Genomic DNA, 25,313 nt, shown 5'->3' on the forward strand with positions numbered 1-25,313 from the left:
CCCCCTGCCCCCGCCAAGCGGGGGTTCTAGCCAGATGACAGTCACAGCCGCTTGGCGGCTTCAAGTTAAAGATGAGCGACAACAAGCAGCCCGACGCGCCTGAAACGCCCAAGACCGAACCCGTGTACGAAGCCGAGATCGACAAGGCGACCCCCATCGAGGTGACGCCCGATACCGGCTACGGCGAAGGCGCGATCCAGATCCTGGAAGGCCTGGAGGCCGTGCGCAAGCGGCCGGGCATGTACATCGGCGACACCTCCGACGGCACCGGCCTGCACCACCTGGTGTTCGAGGTGGTCGACAACTCCATCGACGAGGCCCTGGCCGGCCACTGCGACGACATCGTCGTCACCATCCACACCGACAACTCGATCTCCGTCACCGACAACGGCCGCGGCATCCCGACCGGCGTGAAGATGGACGACAAGCACGAGCCCAAGCGCTCGGCGTCCGAGATCGCGCTGACCGAGCTGCACGCGGGCGGCAAGTTCAACCAGAACTCGTACAAGGTCTCGGGCGGCCTGCACGGCGTGGGCGTGTCGTGCGTGAACGCGCTGTCCAAGTGGCTGCGCCTGACGGTGCGCCGCGAGGGCAAGGTGCATGCGCTGGAGTTCTCGCGCGGCTTCGTGCAGAACCGCATCATCGAGCAGGTGAACGGCGTCGAGGTCTCGCCCATGAAGGTGATCGGCGACACCGACAAGCGGGGCACCGAGGTGCACTTCCTGCCGGACACCGACATCTTCAAGGAGAACCACGACTTCCACTACGAGATCCTCAGCAAGCGGCTGCGCGAACTCTCCTTCCTGAACAACGGCGTGCGCATCCGCCTGAAGGACGAGCGCAGCGGCAAGGAGGACGACTTCTCCGGCGCCGGCGGCGTCAAGGGCTTCGTGGAATTCATCAACGGCACGAAGAAGGTGCTGCATCCCAATGCCTTCTACGCCACCGGCGAACGGCCGGCCGACAGCTACGGCGGCATCCCCGGCACCAGCATCTCGGTCGAGGTAGCGATGCAGTGGAACGACGCCTACAACGAGCAGGTGCTGTGCTTCACCAACAACATTCCGCAGCGTGACGGCGGCACCCACCTGACCGGCCTGCGCGCGGCCATGACGCGGGTGGTGGGCAAGTACATCGACCAGAACGACCTGGCCAAGAAGGCCAAGGTCGAGGTCAGCGGCGACGACATGCGCGAAGGCCTGTGCTGCGTGCTGAGCGTGAAGGTGCCCGAGCCCAAGTTCAGCAGCCAGACCAAGGACAAGCTGGTCTCCAGCGAAGTGCGCGCGCCGGTCGAGGACATCGTGGCCCGCGCCCTGACCGAGTACCTCGAAGAGCGCCCGCAGGACGCCAAGATCATCTGCGGCAAGATCGTCGAGGCCGCCAAGGCCCGCGAGGCCGCCCGCAAGGCCCGCGAGATGACGCGCCGCAAGGGCGTGCTCGACGGCATGGGCCTGCCCGGCAAGCTGGCCGACTGCCAGGAGAAGGACCCCGCCCTGTGCGAGATCTACCTGGTGGAGGGCGACTCCGCCGGCGGCAGCGCCAAGCAGGGCCGCGACCGGAAGTTCCAGGCCATCCTGCCGCTGCGCGGCAAGATCCTGAACGTGGAGAAGGCGCGCTACGAGAAGCTGCTGACCAGCAACGAGATCGTGACCATGATCACGGCGCTGGGCACCGGCATCGGCAATGCCGGCGCCACCGGCGGCAATGGCGCCGACGACTTCGACGTCGCCAAGCTGCGCTACCACCGCATCATCATCATGACCGACGCGGACGTGGACGGCGCCCACATCCGCACGCTGCTGCTGACCTTCTTCTACCGCCAGATGCCCGAGCTGGTGGAGCGCGGCCACATCTACATCGCGCAACCGCCGCTGTACAAGGTCAAGGTCGGCAAGGAGGAGCAGTACCTCAAGGACGGCCCCGCGCTGGAGGCCTTCCTGCTGCGCGTGGCCCTGAAGGACGCGGCCGTGCACACCGGCGGCGCCAACCCCACGGTGCTGAGCGGCGAGACGCTGGACGCGCTGGCGCGCAAGCACCAGCTGGCCGAATCGGTCATCGACCGCCTGGGCGTCTTCATGGACGCGGAGGCGCTGCGCGCCATCGCCGACGGCGTGCGTCTGGACCTGGACACGCCCGCCGCCGCCGAGGCCAGCGCCGTGGCGCTGCAGGCCCGCCTGCGCGAGATCAGCAGCAACGGCATCCCCGCCGAAGTGGCCAGCGAGTTCGACGTGCGCACCGACAAGCCGCTGCTGCGCATCAGCCGCCGCCACCACGGCAACAGCAAGAGCAGCGTGCTCACGCAGGAATTCGTGCACGGCGCCGACTACGCCGCGCTGGCCGAGGCCGCCGACACCTTCCGCGGCCTGCTTGGCGAAGGCGCCACCGCGCGCCGCGGCGAGGGCGACAAGGCCAAGGAAGAACGCGTGAGCGACTTCCGCAGCGCCATGCAGTGGCTGCTGTCCGAAGCCGAACGCGTCACCGCCCGCCAGCGCTACAAGGGCCTGGGCGAGATGAACCCCGAGCAGCTCTGGGAAACGACCATGGACCCGGCCGTGCGCCGCCTGCTGCGCGTGCAGATCGACGACGCCATCGAAGCCGACCGCGTGTTCACCATGCTGATGGGCGACGAGGTGGAGCCGCGGAGGGAGTTCATCGAGACGAATGCGTTGCGGGCGGCGAATATCGACGTGTGAGGCGATCCGAGTCCGCCCGCCAGGATCGAGTCGGCAGCGCAAGGTCCTGGTTACAAGACCCGGCTGCTCGTAGTGCGACGGCCGGTAGAGGCCGTCGCGTCTATCACACGCGAATCCGGAAAATTCAAAAAAGTCCAGCTTAATCAGGCACTTGCTATCACATGGCAACCAAGCTCTGGGTCAAGGAGGCGCTTCAGATCCTGGCGGAAAGCCTGTCGCCGGTCCCCCATGAGCTGAACGAACTGGACTGGAAAGCTCGCCTTTCCGACCACAAGGACAGGCTCGCCGAGCACCTCATGGCCCTGGCGAATCACCCCGATGGCGGCTACCTCGTCTTCGGAATCGACAACGACGGTCGTGCTGTCGGCGTCGAGCCTGCAGACGTCAACGGCATCGTCACCCAACTGAGCAACCTCGGCCGGGATGCCATCGAGCCGCCCTTGGCGCTGGACCATGCTGTCACGCCAAATGCCGAAGGCATTCCTCTTCTGCTGGTGCGCATCCCCGAATTGGCCGTCAAGCCGGCCCACCGGCGTGGCAAGTCGATTGAAGAAAGCTGGATCCGTGCGGGCGGCAGCACGCGCAAAGCGTCGCGGCAGGAAATCGGTGCGCTGCTGATGAACAGCAGCAATCCACGCTGGGAGGATCTGCGCGCATCTCCGCTGCTCAGCGTGGCCGAGGTGCAGCAGCAACTCGATCTCGAAAGCATCGCGCAGTTGCTGCAGCGCCCGCTGCCTGACGACACTGAAGATCTGGGCCAATGGCTAGTTCAGGAAGGCATCGCCATCGCGGACGCTCGCGGCTACTACATCAGCAACTTCGGCGCCATTGCCGCAGCCCGCAAGCTGGACGACTTTCCGTCTCTGGCGCGCAAACGCATCCGCGTGGTGCGCTATCGCGGCACCAACAAGGTCGACACCATCGACGAACTGCCAGGGCAACGCGGCTATGCCGTCGCCTTCGAGGGACTGATCGGCTATCTGCAGCGGGTGCTGCCCCATTCGGAAGTCATCAGGCAATCGCTGCGCGCCGACACCTCGGTCTATCCTGAAATCGCGTTGCGTGAATTGATGGCCAATGCCTTGATTCACCAGGACTTCAGCATCACCGGCGCTGGCCCCATGGTCGACATCTTCAGCGACCGCATCACCATCACCAATCCTGGCACGCTGCTGCCTGGCAAGCGGCCTGACCGCCTGATCGGCGCCACGCCCGAGTCGCGCAACGAAAAGTTGGCCTCCTCCTTTCGGCGCTTTCGCATCTGCGAAGAGCGGGGAACGGGCTTTCAGAAGGTGGTTCAGGCCATCGAGCTTTTCGGTTTGCCGCCTTTTCATATCGCCGCGGACGAGAACGCCTTCAGCGTCACGCTGAGTGCGCCTCGCAGGTTCGCCGACATGGGCCCAGCGGAGCGTATGGAGGCCTGTTACCAACACGCAGTACTTCAATACCTCTCCAGCCAGACGCTGACCAACACCACATTGCGCCAGCGATTCAAGCTGCACGAAAAGCAGCGCAATTCGATCACCAACTTGATCGGCGACGCCGTCAATGCCGGGCGCATCAAGCGCAAGGATGCGCACAGCGGCAACAAATTCGCCGAATACATCCCTTACTGGGCATGAGCGCGGCGGCTTCGCTTTAAGCATCCCCTAAGCCTCCAGGCACAAAGTCCTTCCCAAGCCCCGGACGCCACGGCGTCCGCTCCGCCGCCGGGGATGCGAATCCAGCGGACGGAAAGCCAAGGAAAGGACACTGCCATGACCACCCTTCGTCACTCCATCGCTCAACGCACGGCCCGCCCCTTCGCCGTGGCCCTGCTGCTCGGCATGGGCGCCCTGACGGGGGCGGCCCACGCCGGGACTTTGCCGCCCGTGCGCACCGCGCCGACCGGCGTCGAGTACATCAGCGGCGGCGTGGGCAGCGACGAGGCCCATGCGATGGAACAGGTCACCCCAAAGTGGCCCGCCAGCTTCGAATTCGCGGTCAAGTCGGGCGACAAGGCCGACTTTGCGGCCAACGTGCACGTCACGGTGCAGGACGCCCGCACCGGCGCCACCGTGCTACACAACGTGAAGGCGGACGGGCCCTTCATGGCCGCCAAGCTGGCCCCCGGTGTCTACCGCGTGACGGCCTCGCTGGACGGCAAGGCGCTGCAGCGGCAGATCGACGTCGGCGCCAAGGGGCCAGCCCATGCCGTCTTCGTGTGGCCGGCCGGCACGGACATGGCGAGTAATTAAGAAAGACCCCCAGGCTGCGCGCTTCGCGCTCCGCCTTCCCCCTGTAGGGGGCACATCCTGCGGCCCGGCGAAGCCGGTTCCGCGGATGTTGCTGGCGTGGCCTGCTCCGCGGCCTTCTGATCGGGCAAGACCCGCGACGACCACGCAGCACCGAACGGCACTGCGCCCCGCCAAGAACCTGTCACACATCACGCCATCATGAACACCACCACATTCGACCGCTCTCCTGTCCGCCAGGCCTTCAACCCAATGGTCGCGGTGGGCAACCTCATGGCCGCAAGCCTGCTGGCCGTGATCGCCAGCTCGGCCCATGCCTCGGCCACCTACAACCCGCCCATCGAGATGACCAAGACCGGCATCGAATACATGAGCGGTGGCACCACGCCCGACGAGGCGAAGCTGATGAAGGTCGTGGAGCCGCGCTGGCCCGCCAGCTTCGAGTTCGATGCCAAAGGCCAGGGGCCCGTGCCCACCGGCACGCCCGTCAAGGTGACGGTGCGCGACGCCGGCAACGGCGCGGTGGTGCTCAACGACGTGACCGCCGGCGGACCGTACATGGTCGCGCGGCTGGACCCGGGCCGCTACCAGGTGACGGCCACGCGCGACGGCCAGAGCGTTTCGCGCGACATCGAGGTGGGCCGCTACACCACGGCCCATGCGGTGTTCGACTGGAACGGCGGCACGGGCGTGGCCAGCAGCCGCTGAACGGCGGCGGCGCTCACGCCCGGAGCAGGCCCACGACAGCGGGCGCGCCGCCGAGGCCCGGCCGGCACGGCCCGTGCGTGCATCGCGGCAGCCTGGCCACAATGGCCGCTGACCGACGCAGCCCGCCGTCGCAAGGAGTCTTTCCATGAGCATGGGCACCCCCATGGCCCGCTATGCCGCCGCCCGCCGGGTCGGCGATTTCGTCTTCATGAGCGGCGTGGTGGCCGTCGATCCGGCCACGCGCCGCGCGGTCTCGCGCTACGAAGACCTGCCCGAGGCGGCGCAGGCCGAACTGCGCGGCCTGGGCTATGCCACCGGCCAGATGTCGGTGGACGTGTTCGAGGCGCCCGTGGTAGCGCAGAGCTGGTTCGTGCTGGCCCGCATCCGCGACCTGGCGGCCGAGCACGGCGGCACCATGGACGACGTGATCAAGCTGGTGCAGTACTTCCGCCGCCTGCCCGACTATGCGCTGTTCAACCGCGTGCGCGGGCTGTTCTACCCGGGCGAGCCGCCGGTCTCCACCGTGGTCGAGGTCAACCGCTTCCTGCCGGGGGACGAGGTGCTGATCGAGGTCGAGGCGACGATGTACCTGCCGCGCGGCTGAGACGCCGCGTCAGCCGCGTTGCACGATGTAGCGGTTGACCACGGGCATCGTCTCGCCACGGTGGAAGGCCAGCCGCCGCTCGCGCAGCGCCAGGTCTGCCGCGGTGGCGCGGTGGAAGCGCCGCAGGTGCTCCGTCCACGACTCGTCCACCACCTGCTCCACGTAGCGTTCGGGCGCCGACAGGTCATGCAGCAGCTCCCACGCGATGGCGCCCTGGCTCAGGCGGGCGCGGCGCGTCTCCTGCATCACGGCATGGAAGGCGGCGGCGCGGGCCGGGTCGATCAGGTATTCGACGGTGATGACCACGCGGCCGTCCTCGCCCGCACTCGCAGGCGGCGGGTTGAAGGCCCAGTCGGTGCCGGCGGGGCTCATGTCGTCCTCGCCTGGGCCGTCGGGCACCCAGCGCAGCACGGCCAGCATCACCAGCGTGCCCGTCACGGCGGCCACCAGCAGGCTGGCGCGCAGCGTGCTCAGTTCCGCGATCTGGCCCCACACCGCCGCACCCAGCGCGCCGGCGCCCATGATGGCCATCTGGTAGGTGGACATGCCCCGCGCCCGCACCCAGTCGGGCAGCGCCAGCTGGGCCGACACCGACAGCGAGTTGGCCACCGTGATCCAGGCCGCGCCACAGAAGAACACGGCGAAGGCGGCCACCCAGAGCGCGGGCGACAGCGCCAGCACCGCCGTCCCGGCCGACAGCAGCATCGAGCCGTACAGCACCCGGTGGTCGCGGTCGAACATCTCCCGCAGCCGGGGCAGCAGCAGCACCGCGATGATCGAGCCCGCCCCCATCGAGGCCAGCAGCAGCGTGAAGGTGCCCGCCCCGCCCTTCGGCCCCTCGTGGAAGCCGCGCGCCAGCAGCGGCAGCAGCGCCAACACGGCGCTGGAATGGAAGAAGGAGACGGCCACCCGCGTCAGCACCGCCCGCATGCGCTGTGACTGCCGCACGAACTGCACGCCCACGCGCATCGCACTCACCAGCCGCTCGCGCCCCAGCGGATCGACCTTGTGCTCGCGCCGCCAGCGCAGGATGACGAAGCCCGAGGCGATGCTCAGCACCGCGTTGAGCACGAAGACCCACACGCTGCCCGCGCTGGCGATCAGCACGCCCGCCACCAGCGGCCCGACGATGCGCGAGGCGTTCATCGCGATGCCGTTGAGGCCCATGGCCGCCGGCAGCAGCGGCCGCGTGACCAGCTCGGGCACGATGGCCGAGAACACCGGCCAGCGCAGCGCCAGCCCGATGCCGTTGGCGAAGGTGAGCGCCAGCAGCAGCGGCGCGTTCATCCTGTCGAGCCCGATGGCCACGCACAGCACGGTGGCCGAGCCCGCCAGCCAAAACTGCGTGGCCACCAGCCAGCGGCGGCGGTCCAGGATGTCGGCCAGCGCGCCGCTGGGCAGGCCGAGCAGGAAGACCGGCAGCGTGGACGCCGTCTGCACCAGCGCCACCCACATGGGCGAGGTGGTGAGCGTGGTCATCAGCCAGGCGGCCGCCACGTCGTTCATCCACATGCAGGTGTTGGCGATGAACCAGGTGCCCCACAGCAACCGGAAGACCGGCAGGCGCAGCGGCTCCAGGGCAGCGAAGCGCGGCGCGCGTCGGGGTGGCGGGGCGGGGCTTGTCTCTTCCGGGTCGATGGGTGGCATGCCCGCTCGATTGTGGTGCAGGCGGGCGGCGCTTAAGCTCGGGTGCTTTCTTCGCCCCCCGGTGCGCTCATGAATACGATGGCTTCCGCTCCCTCCGGCCCGGCGCTCTGGCGCGGCATGGACCGCCCCACGCTCGACGCCGCCTACGACAGCTCGGCCGTCGTGCCGGACTTCCAGGCGATCACCGGCCGCTGGCCCGAGCGCAGCGCGCCCTGGCGCGCGCGGCCCGACACGCGGCTGGACGTTCCTTACGCCGACGCGCCGCGCTGCCGCGTCGACCTGTTCGGCCCGGCGGACGCCTCGCCGCTCGTCGTCTTCCTGCATGGCGGCTACTGGCAGATGCGCGGGCGAGAGCAGTTCTCCTTCCTCGCCGAGGGCCCTCTGGCGCATGGCCTCGGCTTTGCCGCCGTGGGCTACACGCTGGGGCCGGAGGCGGGCATGGACCGCATCGTGGACGAATGCCGGCAGGCGCTGGCCTTCCTGCAACGCGAGACGGGCCGGCCGATCGTGCTGTCCGGCTGGTCGGCCGGCGGCCACCTCACGGCCTGCCTGCAGAACGAAGCGGGCGTGATCGGCAGTCTGGCGATCAGCGGCCTGTACGAGCTGGAGCCGATCCGCCTGGGCCGGCTGAACGACAAGCTGGGCATGGACGCCGCCACCGCCCGGCGCCACTCGCCGCTGCACCACCTGCCGGCCGGCTCGCCGCCGATGGTCATTGCCTGGGGGGAAGCCGAGCAGCCGGAGCTGCGCCAGCAGTCCCTGGACTACGCCGCCGCCCGCGAGGCAGCCGGCCTGCCCACGCGCCGGCTGCCGCTGGCCGGGCTGCATCATTTCGACGAGCTGGACACCTACGCCGATCCGCAGGGCGCGATGGCGCTGGCGCTGGTCGAACTCGCCAAAGGCTGAGCGGCTGCTCGCCGGCGCCGCCATGGTGCGGCCCCTCACCCGCCCAGGTGCCCCAACGGCAGTGCCGAGTTCGCCTTCACCTCGCCCAGCGAGAAGCTGGTGTGCAGGTCCTTCACGTTGGGCAGCGTCATCAGGCTGTTGAGCGCGAAGCGCGAGAAGGCGTCCAGATCCTGCGCCACCACCTGCAGTTCGAACATGCCGTTGCCGCTGATGTAGTGGCAGGCCACCACCTCGGGCAGGCGGCGGATGGCTTCTTCCAGCACGCGGGTGGCGTCGCTGGTGGCGCGGTCGGTGTCCACCCGCACGAAGGCCAGCACCCCGAGCCCGATCTTTCGCCGGTCCAGTTCGGCGTGGTAGCCCTTGATGTAGCCCGCCGCCTCCAGCGCGCGCACGCGCCGCCAGCAGGGCGCGGCCGACAGGCCGACGCGTTGCGCCAGTTCGGCATTGGTCAAACGGGCTTCGTCCTGCAGCTGGCGCAGGATGGCCAGGTCGTACTTGTCGATACTTTCCACAGATGGTGCTTTCGAGAAAGATTCTTTCCCGATCATCCATTTGCGGCGCATGGAACGCAAACACCTGTCCGAACGCCAGGCATACACTTTGCCGACGCGATGCACCGGGGGACTTCCACCCGATGCCGCCCACCCCCGCCACGGCCCACAAGGCCCCAGCCGACGGAGAGAGACAACGATGAACGCTCCCTTGCCCGAACACATCCGCAAGGCCCTCGAGACGGTCACGCTCGACGACAAATACAGCCTGGACTACGGCCGCGCCTTCATGAGCGGCGTCCAGGCGCTGGTCAAGCTGCCCATGCTGCAGCGCCTGCGCGATGCGCAGCAGGGCCACAACACGGCGGGCTTCGTCAGCGGCTACCGCGGCTCCCCGCTCGGCGGCTACGACCAGGCGCTGTGGAAGGCCAGCAAATACCTCAAGGCGCAGAACATCGTCTTCCAGCCCGGCGTAAACGAAGAGCTGGCCGCCACCGCGCTGTGGGGCACGCAGATGCTGGGCTTCTCGCCGAAGGAGCAGCAGAAGTTCGACGGCGTCTTCGGCATCTGGTACGGCAAGGGGCCGGGCGTGGACCGCTGCTCCGACGTGTTCAAGCACGCCAACATGGCCGGCACGGCACCCCTGGGCGGCGTGATCGCCATCGCGGGCGACGACCACATCTCCAAGAGCAGCACCGCCGCGCACCAGAGCGACCACATCTTCAAGGCCTGCGGCACGCCGGTGTTCTTCCCGGCCAACGTGCAGGAGATCCTGGACCTGGGCCTGCATGCCTTCGCCATGAGCCGCTTCGCCGGCATCTGGTCGGGCATGAAGACGATCCAGGAGATCGTCGAGTCCAGCGCCACGGCCATGATCGACCCCGACCGGGTCGAGATCGTGCTGCCCACCGACTTCGACATGCCGCCCGGCGGCCTGCACATCCGCTGGCCCGACGCGCCGCTGGAGCAGGAGGCGCGCCTCATGCACTACAAGTGGTACGCCGCGCTGGCCTACATCCGCGCCAACCGGCTCAACCACAACGTCATCGAAGGGCCGCACGACCGCTACGGCATCATGGCCAGCGGCAAGGCCTACAACGACACCCGGCAAGCGCTGGCCGACCTGGGCCTGGACGACGCCGCCTGCCGCCAACTGGGCATCCGCCTGCACAAGGTGGGCGTGGTGTGGCCGCTGGAGGCGCAGCTGACGCGCGACTTCGCCACCGGCCTGCAGGAGATCCTGGTCGTCGAGGAAAAGCGCCAGGTCATCGAATACCAGCTCAAGGAAGAGCTCTACAACTGGCGCCCCGACGTGCGGCCCAACGTGCTGGGCAAGTTCGACGAGTTGGAGGGCGACTTCTCCGGCGGCGAATGGGCCATGCCCAACCCGACGGCCAACACGCTGCTGCGCGCCAATGCCGACCTCAACCCGGCGCTGATCGCGCGGGCGCTGGTCAAGCGGCTGAAGAAGACCGGCATCCTGGCCTCGGGCGGCGCCGACCTGGTGGCGCGCGTGGAGGCGCAGATGGCGCTGCTGGAGGCCAAGGAGCGCTCGATGCAGGTGCTCAACGCCGGCGGCGTGCAGGGCGCGGACCGCGTGCCATGGTTCTGCTCGGGCTGCCCGCACAACACCAGCACCGTGGTGCCCGAAGGCTCGCGCGCCATGGCCGGCATTGGCTGCCACTACATGGCGAACTGGATGGACCGGTCCACCTACGGCTTCACGCAGATGGGCGGCGAAGGCGTGCCCTGGGTGGGCCAGGCACCCTTCACGCACGAGAAGCACCTGTTCGCCAACCTGGGCGACGGCACCTACTTCCACAGCGGGCTGCTGGCCATCCGCCAGAGCATCGCGGCGGGCGTCAACATCACCTACAAGATCCTCTACAACGACGCCGTTGCCATGACCGGCGGCCAGCAGGTGGGCGAGCGGCCCGAGGGCCATTCGGTGCTGCAGATCGCCGAGAGCCTGCATGCCGAGGGCGCGACCCAGGTGGTGATCGTGACCGACGAGCCGGCCAAGTACGACGGCGTCGCCATTCCCGGCAGCTACGGCGGCCAGCCCGTCAAGGTGCGCCACCGCGACGAACTGGACGCGGTGCAGCGCGAGTTCCGCGAGATCGCCGGCACCACGGCCATCATCTACGACCAGACCTGCGCCACCGAGAAGCGCCGCCGCCGCAAGCGCGGCACCATGCTCGATCCGGCAAAGCGCGTGGTCATCAACGACCTGGTGTGCGAAGGCTGCGGCGACTGCAGCGTGCAGAGCAACTGCCTGTCGGTGGAGCCGCTGGAAACCGAGTTCGGCCGCAAGCGCACCATCAACCAGAGCACCTGCAACAAGGACATGAGCTGCCTCAAGGGCTTCTGCCCGAGCTTCGTCACCGTCGAAGGCGGCCAGCTCAAGAAGAAGGCCAAGGGCAAGGCCGGCACGCCGGCCGAGCTGGGCGCCCTGCCCGAGCCCGCACTGCCGGTGCTGGCGGCGAATCAGGTCTGGGGCATCGTCGTCGCCGGCGTGGGCGGCACGGGCGTCATCACCATCGGCCAGCTGCTGGGCGTGGCCGCGCACATCGAGGGCAAAGGCATCGTCACGCAGGACGCCGCCGGCCTGGCCCAGAAGGGCGGCGCCACCTGGAGCCACGTGTTGATCGGCGCCCGGCAGGACGACATCCGCACCACCCGCGTCGGCACCGCCGCCGCCGACCTGGTGCTGGCCTGCGACCCCATCGTCACCGTCAACGGCGAGACGCTGGCCCGCATGCGGGAGGGCCGCACGCACGTGGCGCTCAACACCCACAGCACGCCCACCGCCAGCTTCGTCAAGAACGCGCAGTGGCAGAACCCGCAGGACGCCTGCGCCGTGCAGATCGGCAAGGCCGTGGGCGAGGCCGGCCTGGGCGCCTTCGACGCCGACGCGGCCGCCACGCAGCTGATGGGCGACACGCTCTTCGTCAACCCGATGATGCTGGGCTATGCCTGGCAGAAGGGCTGGATCCCGCTGGCGCACGAATCCCTGATGCGCGCCATCGAGCTCAACAACGTCGCCATCGAGGCCAACAAGGCCGCTTTCGAATGGGGCCGCCAGGCCGCGCACCGGCCGGCCGAGCTGGCCCAGCGGCTGAACCCGGGCCAGGTGATCGAGTTCAAGAAGCGCGAGACGCTGGCCTCGCTGGTGGCGCGGCGCGTGGACTTCCTCACCGGCTACCAGAACGCCGCCTATGCCGAGGACTACCGCGCCTTCGTCGAGCGCGTCCGCGCCGCCGAGGCGCCGCTGGGCAAGACCGCATTGGCCGAGACGGTGGCGCGCCAGCTCTTCAAGCTGATGGCCTACAAGGACGAGTACGAGGTGGCGCGCCTGCACACGCAGACGGGTTTCCGCGAGCGCATCGACCAGATGTTCGAAGGCGACTACACCGTCCACTACCACCTGGCGCCGCCGGCGATTGCCAAGCGCAATGCCAAGGGCGAACTGGTCAAGCAGCGCTTCGGCCCCTGGATGCACCGCGCCTTCGGCGTGCTGGCGCGGCTGAAGGGCCTGCGCGGCACCGCCCTCGACCCCTTCGGCCGCACCGAGGAGCGCCGCACCGAGCGCGCGCTGATTGGCGAGTACCGCGCCGCCATCGAGGAAGTGCTGCAGGCCCTGGATGCCGACCGCCACGCGCTGGCGCTGGAGATCGCGGCCCTGCCCGACGGCATCCGCGGCTACGGCCATGTGAAGGAACGCAACCTGGCCGCAGTGCGCACACGCTGGGAGGCGTTGATGGCCCGCTGGCGCAGCGGCGAGCCCGCCACTCGCGCGGCGGCCTGAGTCCGGCCGGAGCGCCGGGACGGCCTTCTCGCGACGTCGCCTTCCGCCTCGCTGGCGGACAGGCTGCGACGCGAAAGGCCGGACCGTGCAATATCCCGCAACCGCCTGCCGGTTTGACGGCAGGCCGTCAATACCCCCCGCATACAATCCGCCGGTTGTGCGAAGCCCTCCCCTCGTGGGCCTCTTCGCGCACCGGCGGCCCCGCTTCCAGCGACCCGGCCGCCCCGGAACCGCTGGCACCGCCAGCGGTCAGACCCCATCCGCTCTCCTGGAGACCCCCTTGTTCATTTCCTCCGCTTTCGCCCAGACCGCACCTGCCGCCGGTGGCGGCGACATGATGTCCTCGCTCACCAGCATGCTGCCGCTGGTGCTGATGTTCGTGGTGCTGTACTTCGTGATGATCCGGCCCCAGATGAAGCGCCAGAAGGAAATGCGCGCCATGCTCGACGCGCTGGCCAAGGGCGACGACGTGGCCACCGCCGGCGGCGTGGTCGGCCGCATCAGCGCGCTGGGCGACCAGTTCCTGACGCTGGAAATCTCCAACGGCGTCGAGATCAAGGTGCAGCGCAGCGCCGTCGTTCAAGTGCTCCCCAAGGGCAGCTACAAGTAATTAGGCGCAGAGGCTGCCTCTCGGGCAGCCTCTCTTTTTGAGCGCATCCGGCGTCTCGATTCCTTAGGTATCCAGCGATGAACCGCTATCCGGTCTGGAAGTACGCGATCATGGTGATCGTGCTGCTGGTGGGGCTGATCTACACCCTGCCCAATCTCTTCGGCGAGGCGCCGGCCGTGCAGGTCTCGCCCGCCAAGTCCACCGTCAAGGTGGACGCGGCCACGCAGCAGCGGGTGGATGCGGCGCTCAAGGCCGCCAACCTCGCGCCCGACATGCTCACGCTGGATGCCAACTCCATCCGCGCCCGCTTCGCCACCACCGACGACCAGCTCAAGGCCCGCGACGTGCTGCAGCACGCCCTCGTGCCCGACGCCAGCGACCCGCCCTACGTGGTCGCGCTGAACCTGGTGTCCCGCTCGCCGGCCTGGCTGTCGGCGCTGCACGCCTTCCCGATGTACCTGGGCCTGGACCTGCGCGGCGGCGTGCACTTCATGCTGCAGGTGGACATGCAGGGCGCCCTGGACAAGCGCGCCGAAACCTTCGCCAGCGACCTGCGCACCGCCCTGCGCGACAAGAACATCCGCGGCGCCGCCGTCACGCGCAATGGCCAGGCCATCGAGGTGCGCCTGCGCGACGCCGCCGCCCAGCAGGCCACGCAGAACCTGATCCAGGACCAGTTCGCCGACCTCACGGCCACCGCCAGCCAGGACGGCAGCGACTACAAGCTGGCCGTGGCCATCAAGCCCGAGGCGGCCCGCCGCCTGGAAGACAGCGCCCTCAAGCAGAACATCACCACGCTGCACAACCGGATCAACGAGCTGGGCGTGGCCGAGCCGGTGATCCAGCAGCAGGGCCTGGACCGCATCATCGTGCAGCTGCCCGGCGTGCAGGACACCGCCAAGGCCAAGGAAATCCTGGGCCGCACCGCCACGCTGGAGCTGCGCCTGGTGGACGAGAGCGCCGAGGGCCGCGCCGCCGAACTGGGCACCGGCCCGGTGCCCTTCGGCTCCGAGCGTTTCCTGGACCGCGAAGGCCGTCCGGTGATCGTCAAGAAGCAGGTCATCATCAGCGGCGAGAACCTCACCGACGCGCAGCCCGGCTTCGACTCGCAGACGCAGCAGCCCAAGGTGGACCTGACCGTGGACGCCAAGGGCGGCCGCATCATGCGCGACGTCAGCCGCGAGAACTACCGCAAGCGCCTGGCCATCCTGCTGTTCGAGAAGGGCAAGGGCGAAGTGCTGACGGCGCCGTCGATCAACGGCGAACTGGGCACCCGCTTCCAGATCTCCGGCTCGATGAACGTGGTCGAGGCCAACGACCTGGCCCTGCTGCTGCGTGCCGGCTCGCTGGCCGCGCCGATGGAAATCATCGAAGAGCGCACCATCGGCCCCAGCCTGGGTGCCGACAACATCGCCATGGGCTTCAAGAGCGTGGCCTACGGCTTCCTGGCGATCATGGTGTTCATGTGCGTGTACTACGCGCTGTTCGGCGTGTTCTCGTCCATCGCGCTGGGCGTGAACCTGCTGCTGCTGGTGGCCATCCTGTCGATGCTGCAGGCGACGCTCACGCTGCCGGGCATCGCGGCCATGGCGCTGGCCATCGGCGTGGCCATCGACTCCAACGTGCTGATCAACGAACGCGTGCGCGAGGAACTGCGCAACGGCGCCTCGCCGCAGGCTGCCATCCACGCCGGCTACGACCGCGCCTGGGGCACCATCCTCGACTCCAACGTCACCACGCTGATCGCGGGCCTGGCGCTGCTGGCCTTCGGCTCGGGCCCGGTGCGCGGCTTCGCGGTGGTGCACTGCATCGGCATCGTCACCTCGATGTTCTCGGCCGTGTTCTTCTCGCGCGGGCTGGTCAACCTCTGGTACGGCCGCAAGAAGAAGCTCAAGACCGTGTCCATCGGCACCGTCTGGCGTCCGGGCCAGGCCGACGAGACCTCCCTGGCCAAGGCCAAGTAAACCGCGGCACGGAGCACAACGACCATGGAATTCTTCCGCATCCACCGCACCATCCCGTTCATGCGCTATGCGAAGGTGCTGAACGCGATCTCGATCGTCACCTTCGTCCTGGCGGTCTTCTTCCTGTTCCACCGCGGGCTGCACCTGTCGGTGGAATTCACCGGCGGCACGGTGATGGAAGTGAACTACCCGCAGGCGGCCGAGCTCGACAAGGTGCGCGGCGCCGTCAGCGGCCTGGGCTACCAGGACGTGCAGGTGCAGAACTTCGGCAGCTCGCGCGACGTGATGATCCGCCTGCCCGCCCAGAAGGGCGTGAGCTCGCAGGAGCAGAGCAACCGCGTGATGGCCGCCCTCAAGACGGTGGACCCGTCGGTGCAGCTGCGCCGCAACGAATTCGTCGGCCCGCAGGTGGGCGACGAGCTCACCTCCAACGGCCTCAAGGCGCTGGGCATGGTGGTGGTGGGCATCATGATCTACCTGGCCTTCCGCTTCGAATGGAAGTTCGCGCTGTCCACCGTGCTGGCCAACCTACACGACGTGGTGATCATCCTGGGCTTCTTCGCCTTCTTCCAGTGGGAGTTCTCGCTGGCGGTGCTGGCGGCGGTGCTGGCGGTGCTGGGCTATTCGGTGAACGAGTCGGTGGTGATCTTCGACCGGATCCGCGAGAACTTCCGGCGCTACCGCAAGATGGACACGGTCGAGATCATCGACAGCGCCATCACCGGCACCATCAGCCGCACGATCATCACGCACGGCTCCACCCAGCTGGTGGTGCTGTCGATGTTCTTCTTCGGCGGCCCGACGCTGCACTACTTCGCGCTGGCGCTGACCATCGGCATCTGCTTCGGCATCTATTCGTCCTGCTTCGTGGCCGCGTCCATCGCCATGTGGCTGGGCGTGAAGCGCGAGGACCTGATCAAGGGCGGCCCGGCCAAGCGCGACGAGGATCCGAACGATCCCAACGCCGGCGCCACGGTCTGAACCCCGCCCGGCGGCGGACAGTCCGTCACCGTTGCACCACAAGCCCGGCCCCGCCGGGCTTTTTTCATGGCCGAAACAACGGCGTGGGGAAGCGTCCGACGGTGAAGTGGCCCCGTCTCCGTTACATTCCAAAGGCCTGAATTAACAAGAATTCACTATTTTTCGACCAGCCCGGCTTGCGCCGTCGCTGGTCTCGTTCCGTCCGCGAGACGCCGTCCTGCTGCCATGAGCCCTGCGCTCCCCCGCGAACCCGCCCTGCTGCTTGCCCGTGAGGCGCGCGAACGCTTCGTCCGCGCGATGGACGCGGCCGTCGCGCGCACGGCGCAGGCGATCCGCGAGCGCCTGCTGGCCCTGTCGGGCGAGGTGGGCACGGCGCGCAAGATGCAGGAGAACCGGGACCACCTGCTGGCCTGGGAGGCCGGCCAGGCTGCCTGGCTGGACACCGTGCGCCAGCGCTGGACGCAGGCCCTGTCTTCGGCCCGCCCGGCGGGCGGCAGCGGTGCGGCCTCGCTGCGGCTCGAGCTGGTCGGCGACGACGTGGTGGAAGAAGGCATCCTGATTTCGCGACTGTCGATGGCGCTGCAGGACAGGTCGCCCTTCGCCCTCAACGAACTGAAGCTGCGCATGCAGCACCTCGAAGGCAACGGCGGCGTGGACTGGGCAGTGGGCGACGTGCTGCGGCCCGAGACGCTGGCCCGCATCCTCGTCGAGGCCTGGAGCGCCACGGCGCTGCCGCGCAGCCTCTGGGCGCAGGTGCAGGACGTCATTGCCGGCCACCTGGGCGACGCGTCGACCAAGGGCTACGACGACCTCAACGCCTTCCTGGTCGGCCGCGGCATCCTGCCCGAGATCGAGTTGCGCAGCCTGGTGCGCCGCGGTGCCGACAGCAGCCCTGCGCCGCTCGGCAGCCCGACCGGCTCGGCGTCGCTGCGTGGCGGGCCGGGGGCGTACGGCGCCGGCGCGGCGGGCCATGGGACCGGGGCGGCGCCCTACGGTGCAGGCGCGGCGCCCTACGGGCCAGGCGCTGGCGCGGCGTCCGCCGGGTGGGACCGCACGCGCCCGCTGTCGGTGCCCGACCAGTCCGTGGGCGCGGTGCCGCCACCCGTCTCCGCCGCGCGCCAGCAGGCGGGCGCCATGCTCGGCCGCCTGCGCCGGCTCATCGGCGTGGTGTCGGGCACGTCCGGCGGCGCTTCCGCCCCGGCCGCCCCCGGGGGCGGTGCGGGGGCGGGCCATCCGGGCGCCACCTGGGCCGGCCCCGGCGGCTTCGCCGCGCCGGTGGGCGGCGGCCCCGCCATGGCCGGCGGTCCGCCGCAGGGCGGCAGCTGGGCCACCCGCACCGGTTCCCAGGCTTTCACGGCCGCCATCGCCGACGTCGAGGCCGCCTATCCCTTCAATGCTGCCGTGTACGTCGACATCGCCGATCCCGCTTCCGTCCAGCGCGCCTCGGCCGACCTTCGCCGGCAGAGCGGCGAGCTGAAGCGCCGCGCCCCCACCTCCGCAGACAAGGCCACCGTGGAAGTCGTCGCCCTGATGTTCCAGGCCATCCTGTCCGAGGAACGCATTCCCTTCTCCGTGCGCGTGTGGTTCGCCCGGCTGCAGATGCCGGTGCTGCGCGTGGCGGTGGCCGACGCCGAATTCTTCGCCACGCTGCAGCATCCGGCGCGCATGTTGATCGACCGCATGGGCTCGGTGGTGATGGGCTTCGACGCCGCCGCCATCTCGGGCAGCGCGCTGGAGGGCGAAATCCGCCGCGTGGTGCAGGTGATCGAGCAGTACCCGGAGACCGGCCAGCGCGTCTTCAAGCTGGTCTACGACGAGTTCGTGACCTTCCTGTCCAAGTACCTGACGCAGAACGACGCCACGCAGAAGGTGGTGAGCGTGGCCCAGCAGGTGGAGCAGAAGGAGACGCTGGCGATCCAGTACACCATCGAGCTTCGCAAGATGCTCAACGACATGCCGGTGCGCGAGGAGATCCGCGAATTCCTTTTCAAGGTGTGGGCCGAGGTGCTGGCCATCGGCGCCCTCAAGTACGGCGCCCACGACGAGCAGACGGCGCAGTTGCGCCGCGTGGCCTCCGAGCTGGTGTGGGCGGCCAGCGCCAAGCCCAGCCGCAGCGAGCGCGCCCGCATGATCCAGGCGCTGCCGGACCTGCTGCAGCGCCTGCGCCAGGGCATGGACCTGATGGGCCTGACCGGCCAGCCGCAGGAAGACCACATCAAGACGCTGGGCCGCACGCTGTCCGACGCCTTCACCGCCAAGACCGAGAGCATTCCGGTGGCGCAGATCGAGAATCTGGCAAGCCGCCTGGCCAACCTGGAGGCCGTGATCGGCGACGAGGCCTCGGCGCCGCTGGCGCTGGATTCCACCAATCTGGAGCTGCTGCTGGGCATCGACGTGTCGTCGATGGAGGTGCTGCCCAACAACGGTGCCGAGGCGCCGGCCGAGGCGGTGGCCTGGGCGCATGCGCTGCAGATCGGCGCCTGGTTCCTGCTGGACCACAACAGCCGGCCCAGCCAGGTGCAGTTCGTCTGGCGCAGCAAGCACCGGCAGCTGCATCTGTTCGCCTCGCCGGACGGGCGGCAGTTCCTGATCCAGGCGCAGCGCCTGGCGGCCTACCTGCAGGGCGGGCTGCTGGTGCCGGCGGAGGAAGAGACCCTCACGGCGCGCGCCACCCGCGAGGCGCTGGCCAAGATCGACGCGAATCCGGAGCGTCTGCTGACGTAGGCACGCGCGCCAGGCCGCTTTGCGGGGCCGGCCGCTCTGTCGGCCGGCTGGCCGTGCTCAGCCGCGTTCGACGCGCTGGAACAGGCCGCCCGGGAGGCGGCCCACGCGGCCGTCCAATTCCAGTTCCAGCAGACGCGCCTGCAGCACCGGCGTGGGCAGGCCGGTGCGGGCGCACAGGGCATCGAGCGTGGCGGGGGCGTGGCCCAGGTGGGCGAGCAAGGGATCGTCGCCGGCGTCCTCGTCGGCCAGCGCGCCCTCGTCCTCCAGGATGTCCGCCGCGGGACGCACCGCCGTTGCCGCCGTCGGCCGGCGCAGTTCCTCCAGCACGTCCTCGGCCGTCTCCACCAGCTTGGCGCCCTGGCGGATCAGCGCATGGCAGCCGCGCGACTGCGGCGCGTGGATGGAGCCCGGAATCGCGAACACCTCCTTGCCCTGCTCCACCGCGCAACGGGCGGTGATGAGGGAGCCGGAGGCGAGCGCCGCCTCCACCACCAGCGTGCCTTGCGACAGCGCGGCGATGAGCCGGTTGCGGCGCGGAAAGTTGGCCTGCAGCGGCGGCGTGCCCAGCGGCTGCTCGCCGAGGATCACGCCGCGCTCGGCGATGCGGTGGGCCAGCGCCCGGTGGCGCGCCGGGTAGACCCGGTCCAGCCCGGTGCCGACCACGGCGACGGTGGCCAGCACGCCGTCACGCGCCGTGGCGGCTTCCAGCGCGCCCTCGTGCGCGGCGCCGTCCACGCCCAGCGCCAGGCCCGAGACGATGGTGAGGCCCGCCTCGCCCAGCGCCCGGGCGAAGAGCCGCGCATCGACGGCGCCCTGCGGCGTGGGATTGCGGCTGCCCACGATGGCCAGGCCGTCGGCCGGCAGCGGCACGTCGACCAGCGCCGCCGGACCGAGCAGGTACAGCAGCAAGGGCGGATCGGCGATCTCGAGCAGGCCGGGCGGATAGGCCGCGTCGCCCAGGGCGACGATGCGGTGCACGGCGCCGCCGGGACCGGTGGCCGCCAGCCAGTCCTGCGTGCGCGCCAGCACGGCGTCGAAACCCTCGGGCGGCGCCAGGATGGCGCGGGCCTGGGCAGCGCTGCACACGGCTTCGAGCGCGGCGGCACTCTGGCCGAGCAGTGCGTCCGGCAAGCCGAAGGCGGTCAGCAGCCGCCGTGCGGTGCCCGGGCCGACGCCCGGGGCCAGGGCCAGCCGCAGCCAGCCCGCCAAGTCCTCCCTGTCCAACCCTCGCTCCCTTTCGCTCTTGTCAGTCGTCCGCGGCGCTAACGCGCCACCCGCATGGCATAGAACCGGCGCCACCCTCCTGATCGAATGGCCGCGGAGCAGGCCATGCCAGTGCACCCGCGGAACCGGCTTTGCCGGGCCGGGGGGTGCGCCCCTCGAGGGGGATTGGACTTCCACACGCAGTGAGGAAGTCCAAACGGGGTGGTTTCATCCATCTCATGGATTGGCAAGGCGGTCGCCCGCACGCGGCGGGCTGGTGATCTCGAGCACCAGCGCGTACGACACGCGCTCGAAGGGACGGAACACCATCAGCAGGCCGATGCGCTCGTCGGGCAGCTTGAGGGTTTCCTTGTCGCCGCCGGTGCGGTCCACGATGGTCTGGCCGTTCTTCAGGATGGCCAGCACGTTGCCGCTCTCGATGCCGTCGGCCAGGCCCTTGTTGATGGTCACGACCTGGTTCTGGCCGGCGTACTGCACGCCGCTGCCGTAGATGGAGATGATGCGGCCGTTGGCGACCTCCACCTTCGGCGCGCGCGGCGCATAGCTGATGAGCTGCTGCGGCGGCTCGGGCAGCAGCCGGTCGCCGGCGCGGATCTCCTCCCGCGCGGCGATCACGTCCACGGTGGCGGGCACGACCAGGCCGGGTGCGGAATCGGTGTCCGGCGTGCGCGATTCGCCACGCACCAGGCGCACGCGGCCGACGTACTGGGCCTCGTAGCCCAGGATCTCGCCGGTGCCGGGGTCGGCCAGCGGCGTCGCGTTGCGGAACACGCGGTATTGGGGCAGCGGGCCGGCCGGCTCGGTCACCGGCGCATCGGCCGGGCCGCGGACATAGGCGCGGTCGCCGCGCGACAGCAGCACCCGCTCGCCGTCGCCGGCCACGATGCGCGGGGCGGCGGCCAGCGTGCCCTCGTCGACCACCAGCGGCTCGGTCAGGAAGGCATCGATGCGGCTCGGATCCAGCATGGGCAGGGCCAGGCTGTTCGGATCGGACTCGTAGCGCGTGCGCGGCGACAGCTTGACCGTGTCGCCGCTGCCGCCCGCGCCGCGGCGCAGGCCCAGGCGGGCCCGGCCGCCGGACTTGTCGAGGTAGAGCACCTGGCCGGGATAGATCAGGTGCGGATTGGCGATTTCCCGCAGGTTCATGCCCCACAGCTCGGGCCAGCGCCAGGGCTTGCGCAGGTAGAGGCGGGAGATGGCCCAGAGCGTGTCGCCGCGCTTGACCGTGTACTCGTCGGGCGCGTTGGGCGCCAGTTCGGACAGCGGCACGCCCTGTTGCGCCGTCTGCTGGGCGACGGCCCGCTGGGTCGGCGTGACCGGGTAGTTCTGCGCGGACGCGGTGGCGGCGCCGAGCAGGGCTGCGGCGGCGAGGGGGATGGCGGGCAGTCGAAGGTGGTACATGGTCGGCGCGCCATCCTGCCACGGGACGGGCGGGAGCAGCGGATACTCACAATTTGCAACGATTTTGCGCGCAAGCCATGCCGGCAGCAACGTCATCCGGGTCCCCGACGGACGGTCGGTGGGCGAAATGGCGAAAATAGCCACAACTTTGTGCAAAAGACATGGCCCTGAGACCCATCCTGAGCTACCCCGACCCGCGCCTTCACACCGTCGCCAAGCCGGTGCAGGCGGTGGACGCGCGCATTCGCGCGCTGGTCGCGGACATGCTCGACACCATGTACGACGCCAGCGGCATCGGCCTGGCGGCCTCCCAGATCGACGTGCATGAGCGGCTCGTCGTGATCGACGTGTCGGAAGAACGCAACGAGCCCATCGTCCTGATCAACCCCGAGATCGTCTGGGCCAGCGACGAGAAGGTCATGAACGAGGAAGGCTGCCTGTCCGTGCCCGGCATCTACGACGGCGTGGAGCGTTCGACGGCCGTTCGGGTGCAGGCGCTGGACGCCGACGGCAATCCGCGCACCATCGAGGCCGAGGGCATCCTGGCCATCTGCATCCAGCACGAGCTGGACCACCTGCTGGGCAAGGTGTTCGTGGAATACCTGTCGCCGCTCAAGCGCAACCGCATCAAGACCAAGCTGCTCAAGCAGCAGCGCGATGCCGGCCGCGACAGCGGACGGCGCAGCGCATGACCGTCCTGCAGCGCTTCGCACTCGCGGCGGCCGTGGCCGCCCTGGTGGCCGGCTGCGCGAGCGAGCCGCAGCGCCTGGCGCCCGGCACCGGACGGGCCGAAGTGCTGCAGCAGCTGGGCATGCCGACGGCCAGTTACCCGCTGCCGACGGGCGAACGCCTGCAGTACTCGCGCCAGCCGGCAGGCTTCGCGGTCAACAACGTGGACCTGGATGCCGCCGGCCGCGTCGTCGCCGTGACGCAGGCGCTGGACGAGCGCCTGTTCGGCCAGATCGCCGTCGACCAGTGGCGCGTGGCCGACGTGCTGCGCGCCTTCGGCCGGCCCGAACTGGTGTCGCGGGTCGGCTCGTTCGGCGGCGACGTGTGGCAGTGGCGATATCTCCAGCTCAACTCGCCGCGATTGCTGTACATCTACATCGATCCGCAGGGCATCGTGCGCCGCTACCACACGGGCGACGACCTGCGCTTCGTGCCGCCGAACTGGCCCTGACCCCCACACCGAGACCTGAAGAAGCCGTCGTACCGATGAGGATCGTTTTCGCGGGCACGCCCGAATTCGCCCGCGTGGCGCTGGAAGCGCTGGAATCCGCCGGCTTCGACATTGCCCTGGTGTTCACCCAGCCCGACCGGCCCGCGGGCCGCGGCATGAAGCTGCAGGCCTCGCCGGTCAAGGCCCATGCCGTGGCGCGCGGCTGGCCCGTGGCCCAGCCGCGCAGCCTGCGGCTGGACGGCAAGTACCCCGAGGATGCGGCCGACGCACGGCAGCAATTGATCGACGCCGGCGCCGACGCGATGGTGGTGGCCGCCTACGGCCTGATCCTGCCGCAGTGGGTGCTGGACCTGATGGCTGGCCGGGGCGACGGCGCGCCCGGGGGCACGCGCGCCCTGGGCTGCCTCAACATCCACGCCAGCCTGCTACCGCGCTGGCGTGGTGCCGCGCCCATCCACCGCGCCATCGAGGCCGGCGATGCCGAGACCGGCGTGACGATCATGCAGATGGACGCCGGCCTGGACACGGGCGACATGCTGCTGGCCGAATCGCTGGCCATCGGCGCCCAGGAGACCACCGGCCAGCTGCACGACCGCCTGGCCGCGATGGGCGGCCGGCTGATCGTGCAGGCCTTGCGCCAGGCCCAGGCCGGCCCGCTGCCGCGCACGCCCCAGCCCGCCGAGGGCGTGACCTACGCGCACAAGATCGAGAAGGCCGAGGCCCGCCTCGACTGGCAGCAGGACGCTGCCACGCTGGCGAGGCGCGTGCGCGCCTTCGATCCCTTCCCGGGTGCCGTGGCCGAGCTGGACGGCCAGCCCATCAAGATCTGGGCCGCGCATGCCGAGCCCGCCGACGGCCACGCCGGCGCCCCCGGCACGGTGCTGCGCGCCGATGCCGGCGGCGTCGCCATCGCCACCCGCGACGGCACGCTGGTCGCCACCCAACTGCAGCGCGCCGGCGGCAAGCGCCTGCCCGCGGCCGACTTCCTGCGCGGAGCGCCCCTGGCCGCCGGCACGGTGCTGGCCTGATGTTCTGGTCGTCCGCCATCCGCCGTCAGCCGGCCTTCCGTGAAGGCGCGCGGCTGATGGCGCCGGTGGCCCTGGGCATCGGCGCCTGGGGGCTGATGACGGGCGTGGCCATGGTCAAGGCCGGCCTGTCGCCGCTGGAGGCCGTGCTGATGACGGTGCTGGTCTATGCCGGCAGCGCGCAACTGGCGGCGGTGCCGCTGCTGGTGGCGGGCGCGCCGGCCTGGGTGATCCTGGTCACGGCCTTCTGCGTCAACCTGCGCTTCGTGGTCTTCAGCCTGCACCTGCGCCATTACCTGATGCACATGCCGCGCTGGCGCCGGCTGGTGCACGGCTACCTGACGGGCGACCTGAGCTATGCCGTCTACACCCGCCGCTATCCGCAGCCGCCGGCGACGCAGGACGAGCGGGACGACCAGGAGGCCTACCTGGTCGGCGGCTACACGGTCAACTGGGCCTGCTGGGTGCTGCTGAGCCTGGCCGGCGTGGCGCTGGCCGAGCTGATTCCGCAGCGCTGGGGCCTGGGCTTCGCCGGCGTGCTGGCGCTGGTGGGCATCCTGGCCTCGATGGTCACCACCCGGCTGCAGGTGCTGGCCTTGCTGATCGCCAGCGCGACCGCGGTCGCGGCCTATTCGCTGCCACTGCGGCTGAACATCGTGCTGGCCATCGGCCTGGCGGTGATGGCGGCCTTCTGGATCGAGCAGCAGCTGGCGGCCCTGTCGCGCCGCCGCGCGGGCGAGGCCGGCTGATGCAGACCGACCCGTGGACCGTCGCCGTCATCGTCGGCCTGGCCGCCGTGACGGTGATCACCCGCGGCTTCTTCTTCATTTCCGAGCGCAGCCTGCCGCTGCCCGCCTGGGTGCACCGCGCGCTGCGCTATGCGCCCGTGGCGGCGCTGGCGGCGGTGATCGCGCCCGAGATCGTGATGACCGGCGGCCAGTTCATCGGCACCTGGCACGACGCACGGCTGTTCGCGGCCGCCGCCGGCGCGGCCCTCTACCTCTGGCGGCGCAGCACGCTCATCACCATGGCCGGCGGCATGGCGGTGTACCTGCCGCTGCACCTGGGACTGGGCTGGTAGGGCACGGACCGCTCCCTACAATGCCCCGTTGC

Annotated in this window: 20 protein-coding genes; 16 read left to right on the forward strand and 4 right to left on the reverse strand. The window is 69.8% G+C overall.

All coding sequences use genetic code 11. The features are described from left to right. Window positions 1–71: 71 nt before the first annotated feature. From gyrB to NS331_RS12595, 5 genes are all read left to right on the forward strand, one after another. Window positions 72–2,693, forward strand: a complete 2,622-nt coding sequence (gyrB, locus tag NS331_RS12575) for a DNA topoisomerase (ATP-hydrolyzing) subunit B (RefSeq protein ID WP_082702431.1) — start codon at window positions 72–74, stop codon at window positions 2,691–2,693. Between the two features lie 161 nt (window positions 2,694–2,854). Continuing rightward, window positions 2,855–4,315, forward strand: a complete 1,461-nt coding sequence (locus NS331_RS12580) for an ATP-binding protein (RefSeq protein WP_058642332.1) — start codon at window positions 2,855–2,857, stop codon at window positions 4,313–4,315. Window positions 4,316–4,450: 135 nt separating this feature from the next. Then, window positions 4,451–4,930, forward strand: a complete 480-nt coding sequence (locus NS331_RS12585; RefSeq protein ID WP_058642333.1) for a carboxypeptidase-like regulatory domain-containing protein — start codon at window positions 4,451–4,453, stop codon at window positions 4,928–4,930. A gap of 198 nt (window positions 4,931–5,128) precedes the next feature. Next, window positions 5,129–5,635, forward strand: a complete 507-nt coding sequence (locus NS331_RS12590; RefSeq protein ID WP_153012836.1) for a hypothetical protein — start codon at window positions 5,129–5,131, stop codon at window positions 5,633–5,635. A 145-nt stretch (window positions 5,636–5,780) separates the two neighbouring features. Continuing rightward, window positions 5,781–6,239 (forward strand): RidA family protein, encoded by a 459-nt coding sequence (locus NS331_RS12595; protein WP_058642335.1) that lies wholly within the window; start codon window positions 5,781–5,783, stop codon window positions 6,237–6,239. Window positions 6,240–6,248: 9 nt separating this feature from the next. On the opposite strand, the gene NS331_RS12600 is transcribed toward NS331_RS12595, so the two are convergent. Further along, window positions 6,249–7,886, reverse strand: coding sequence for an MFS transporter (locus NS331_RS12600; protein WP_058642336.1), 1,638 nt, complete (start codon window positions 7,884–7,886; stop codon window positions 6,249–6,251). 78 nt (window positions 7,887–7,964) lie between these two features. Here NS331_RS12600 and NS331_RS12605 point away from each other — a divergent pair, with 78 nt between their 5' ends. Beyond that, window positions 7,965–8,792 carry an alpha/beta hydrolase gene (locus tag NS331_RS12605; protein WP_058642337.1) on the forward strand — a complete coding sequence of 276 codons (828 nt, stop codon included), beginning with the start codon at window positions 7,965–7,967 and terminating at the stop codon, window positions 8,790–8,792. A gap of 35 nt (window positions 8,793–8,827) precedes the next feature. On the opposite strand, the gene NS331_RS12610 is transcribed toward NS331_RS12605, so the two are convergent. Next, window positions 8,828–9,304, reverse strand: coding sequence for an Lrp/AsnC family transcriptional regulator (locus NS331_RS12610; protein WP_058642338.1), 477 nt, complete (start codon window positions 9,302–9,304; stop codon window positions 8,828–8,830). A gap of 178 nt (window positions 9,305–9,482) precedes the next feature. On the opposite strand from NS331_RS12610, the gene NS331_RS12615 reads away from it, so the two are divergent. The 5 genes from NS331_RS12615 (at window position 9,483) to NS331_RS12635 (ending at window position 19,370) form a co-directional block, all read left to right on the forward strand. Continuing rightward, complete coding sequence (locus NS331_RS12615; RefSeq protein WP_058642339.1) at window positions 9,483–13,091, forward strand: indolepyruvate ferredoxin oxidoreductase family protein; 3,609 nt, start codon at window positions 9,483–9,485, stop codon at window positions 13,089–13,091. 280 nt (window positions 13,092–13,371) lie between these two features. Further along, entirely contained in the window at window positions 13,372–13,701 is a 330-nt protein-coding gene (gene yajC / locus NS331_RS12620) for a preprotein translocase subunit YajC (RefSeq protein ID WP_058642340.1), read from the forward strand. A 77-nt stretch (window positions 13,702–13,778) separates the two neighbouring features. After that, complete coding sequence (secD, locus tag NS331_RS12625) at window positions 13,779–15,665, forward strand: protein translocase subunit SecD (RefSeq protein ID WP_058642341.1); 1,887 nt, start codon at window positions 13,779–13,781, stop codon at window positions 15,663–15,665. 24 nt (window positions 15,666–15,689) lie between these two features. Next, the gene (gene secF / locus NS331_RS12630; RefSeq protein ID WP_058642342.1) at window positions 15,690–16,646 is read left to right on the forward strand and encodes a protein translocase subunit SecF; all 957 of its coding nucleotides are present in this window, start codon (window positions 15,690–15,692) and stop codon (window positions 16,644–16,646) included. Between the two features lie 225 nt (window positions 16,647–16,871). Beyond that, on the forward strand, window positions 16,872–19,370 hold the full coding sequence (locus NS331_RS12635; protein WP_058642343.1) for a DUF1631 family protein: 2,499 nt from the start codon (window positions 16,872–16,874) through the stop codon (window positions 19,368–19,370). A gap of 57 nt (window positions 19,371–19,427) precedes the next feature. Here NS331_RS12635 and dprA read toward each other — a convergent pair whose 3' ends face one another. After that, window positions 19,428–20,594: a DNA-processing protein DprA gene (gene dprA / locus NS331_RS12640; protein WP_058642344.1), complete on the reverse strand. Its 1,167-nt coding sequence runs from the start codon at window positions 20,592–20,594 to the stop codon at window positions 19,428–19,430. Between the two features lie 216 nt (window positions 20,595–20,810). Further along, on the reverse strand, window positions 20,811–21,995 hold the full coding sequence (locus NS331_RS12645; protein WP_058642345.1) for a LysM peptidoglycan-binding domain-containing protein: 1,185 nt from the start codon (window positions 21,993–21,995) through the stop codon (window positions 20,811–20,813). A 161-nt stretch (window positions 21,996–22,156) separates the two neighbouring features. Between NS331_RS12645 and def the strand changes: the two genes are divergently transcribed. From def to NS331_RS12670, 5 genes are read left to right on the forward strand one after another with little or no spacing between them, the layout of a single operon-like run. Then, on the forward strand, window positions 22,157–22,687 hold the full coding sequence (gene def, locus NS331_RS12650; RefSeq protein WP_058642346.1) for a peptide deformylase: 531 nt from the start codon (window positions 22,157–22,159) through the stop codon (window positions 22,685–22,687). Next, window positions 22,684–23,175 (forward strand): hypothetical protein, encoded by a 492-nt coding sequence (locus NS331_RS12655; RefSeq protein WP_058642347.1) that lies wholly within the window; start codon window positions 22,684–22,686, stop codon window positions 23,173–23,175. Before def ends, NS331_RS12655 begins: the two co-directional genes overlap by 4 nt. Before the next feature lie 35 nt (window positions 23,176–23,210). Then, window positions 23,211–24,203, forward strand: a complete 993-nt coding sequence (gene fmt, locus NS331_RS12660) for a methionyl-tRNA formyltransferase (RefSeq protein ID WP_058642348.1) — start codon at window positions 23,211–23,213, stop codon at window positions 24,201–24,203. After that, window positions 24,203–24,949, forward strand: coding sequence for an AzlC family ABC transporter permease (locus NS331_RS12665; protein WP_058642349.1), 747 nt, complete (start codon window positions 24,203–24,205; stop codon window positions 24,947–24,949). The genes fmt and NS331_RS12665 overlap by 1 nt, the downstream gene beginning before the upstream one ends. Then, window positions 24,946–25,281, forward strand: coding sequence for an AzlD domain-containing protein (locus tag NS331_RS12670; protein WP_153012837.1), 336 nt, complete (start codon window positions 24,946–24,948; stop codon window positions 25,279–25,281). The genes NS331_RS12665 and NS331_RS12670 overlap by 4 nt, the downstream gene beginning before the upstream one ends. Window positions 25,282–25,313: the final 32 nt, after the last annotated feature.

It is taken from the genome of Pseudacidovorax intermedius, from assembly GCF_001476815.1.
Taxonomy (GTDB): Bacteria; Pseudomonadota; Gammaproteobacteria; order Burkholderiales; family Burkholderiaceae_C; genus Xenophilus; species Xenophilus intermedius_A.

Excerpts from the sequence above, each read along its gene's own strand:
- gyrB (WP_082702431.1), top strand. The coding sequence starts at position 72 with ATGAGCGACAACAAGCAGCCCGACGCGCCTGAAACGCCCAAGACCGAA.
- NS331_RS12580 (WP_058642332.1), top strand. The coding sequence starts at position 2,855 with ATGGCAACCAAGCTCTGGGTCAAGGAGGCGCTTCAGATCCTGGCGGAA.
- NS331_RS12585 (WP_058642333.1), top strand. The coding sequence starts at position 4,451 with ATGACCACCCTTCGTCACTCCATCGCTCAACGCACGGCCCGCCCCTTC.
- NS331_RS12590 (WP_153012836.1), top strand. The coding sequence starts at position 5,129 with ATGAACACCACCACATTCGACCGCTCTCCTGTCCGCCAGGCCTTCAAC.
- NS331_RS12595 (WP_058642335.1), top strand. The coding sequence starts at position 5,781 with ATGAGCATGGGCACCCCCATGGCCCGCTATGCCGCCGCCCGCCGGGTC.
- NS331_RS12600 (WP_058642336.1), bottom strand. The coding sequence starts at position 7,886 with ATGCCACCCATCGACCCGGAAGAGACAAGCCCCGCCCCGCCACCCCGA.
- NS331_RS12605 (WP_058642337.1), top strand. The coding sequence starts at position 7,965 with ATGGCTTCCGCTCCCTCCGGCCCGGCGCTCTGGCGCGGCATGGACCGC.
- NS331_RS12615 (WP_058642339.1), top strand. The coding sequence starts at position 9,483 with ATGAACGCTCCCTTGCCCGAACACATCCGCAAGGCCCTCGAGACGGTC.
- secD (WP_058642341.1), top strand. The coding sequence starts at position 13,779 with ATGAACCGCTATCCGGTCTGGAAGTACGCGATCATGGTGATCGTGCTG.
- secF (WP_058642342.1), top strand. The coding sequence starts at position 15,690 with ATGGAATTCTTCCGCATCCACCGCACCATCCCGTTCATGCGCTATGCG.
- NS331_RS12635 (WP_058642343.1), top strand. The coding sequence starts at position 16,872 with ATGAGCCCTGCGCTCCCCCGCGAACCCGCCCTGCTGCTTGCCCGTGAG.
- NS331_RS12645 (WP_058642345.1), bottom strand. The coding sequence starts at position 21,995 with ATGTACCACCTTCGACTGCCCGCCATCCCCCTCGCCGCCGCAGCCCTG.
- def (WP_058642346.1), top strand. The coding sequence starts at position 22,157 with ATGGCCCTGAGACCCATCCTGAGCTACCCCGACCCGCGCCTTCACACC.
- NS331_RS12655 (WP_058642347.1), top strand. The coding sequence starts at position 22,684 with ATGACCGTCCTGCAGCGCTTCGCACTCGCGGCGGCCGTGGCCGCCCTG.
- fmt (WP_058642348.1), top strand. The coding sequence starts at position 23,211 with ATGAGGATCGTTTTCGCGGGCACGCCCGAATTCGCCCGCGTGGCGCTG.
- NS331_RS12665 (WP_058642349.1), top strand. The coding sequence starts at position 24,203 with ATGTTCTGGTCGTCCGCCATCCGCCGTCAGCCGGCCTTCCGTGAAGGC.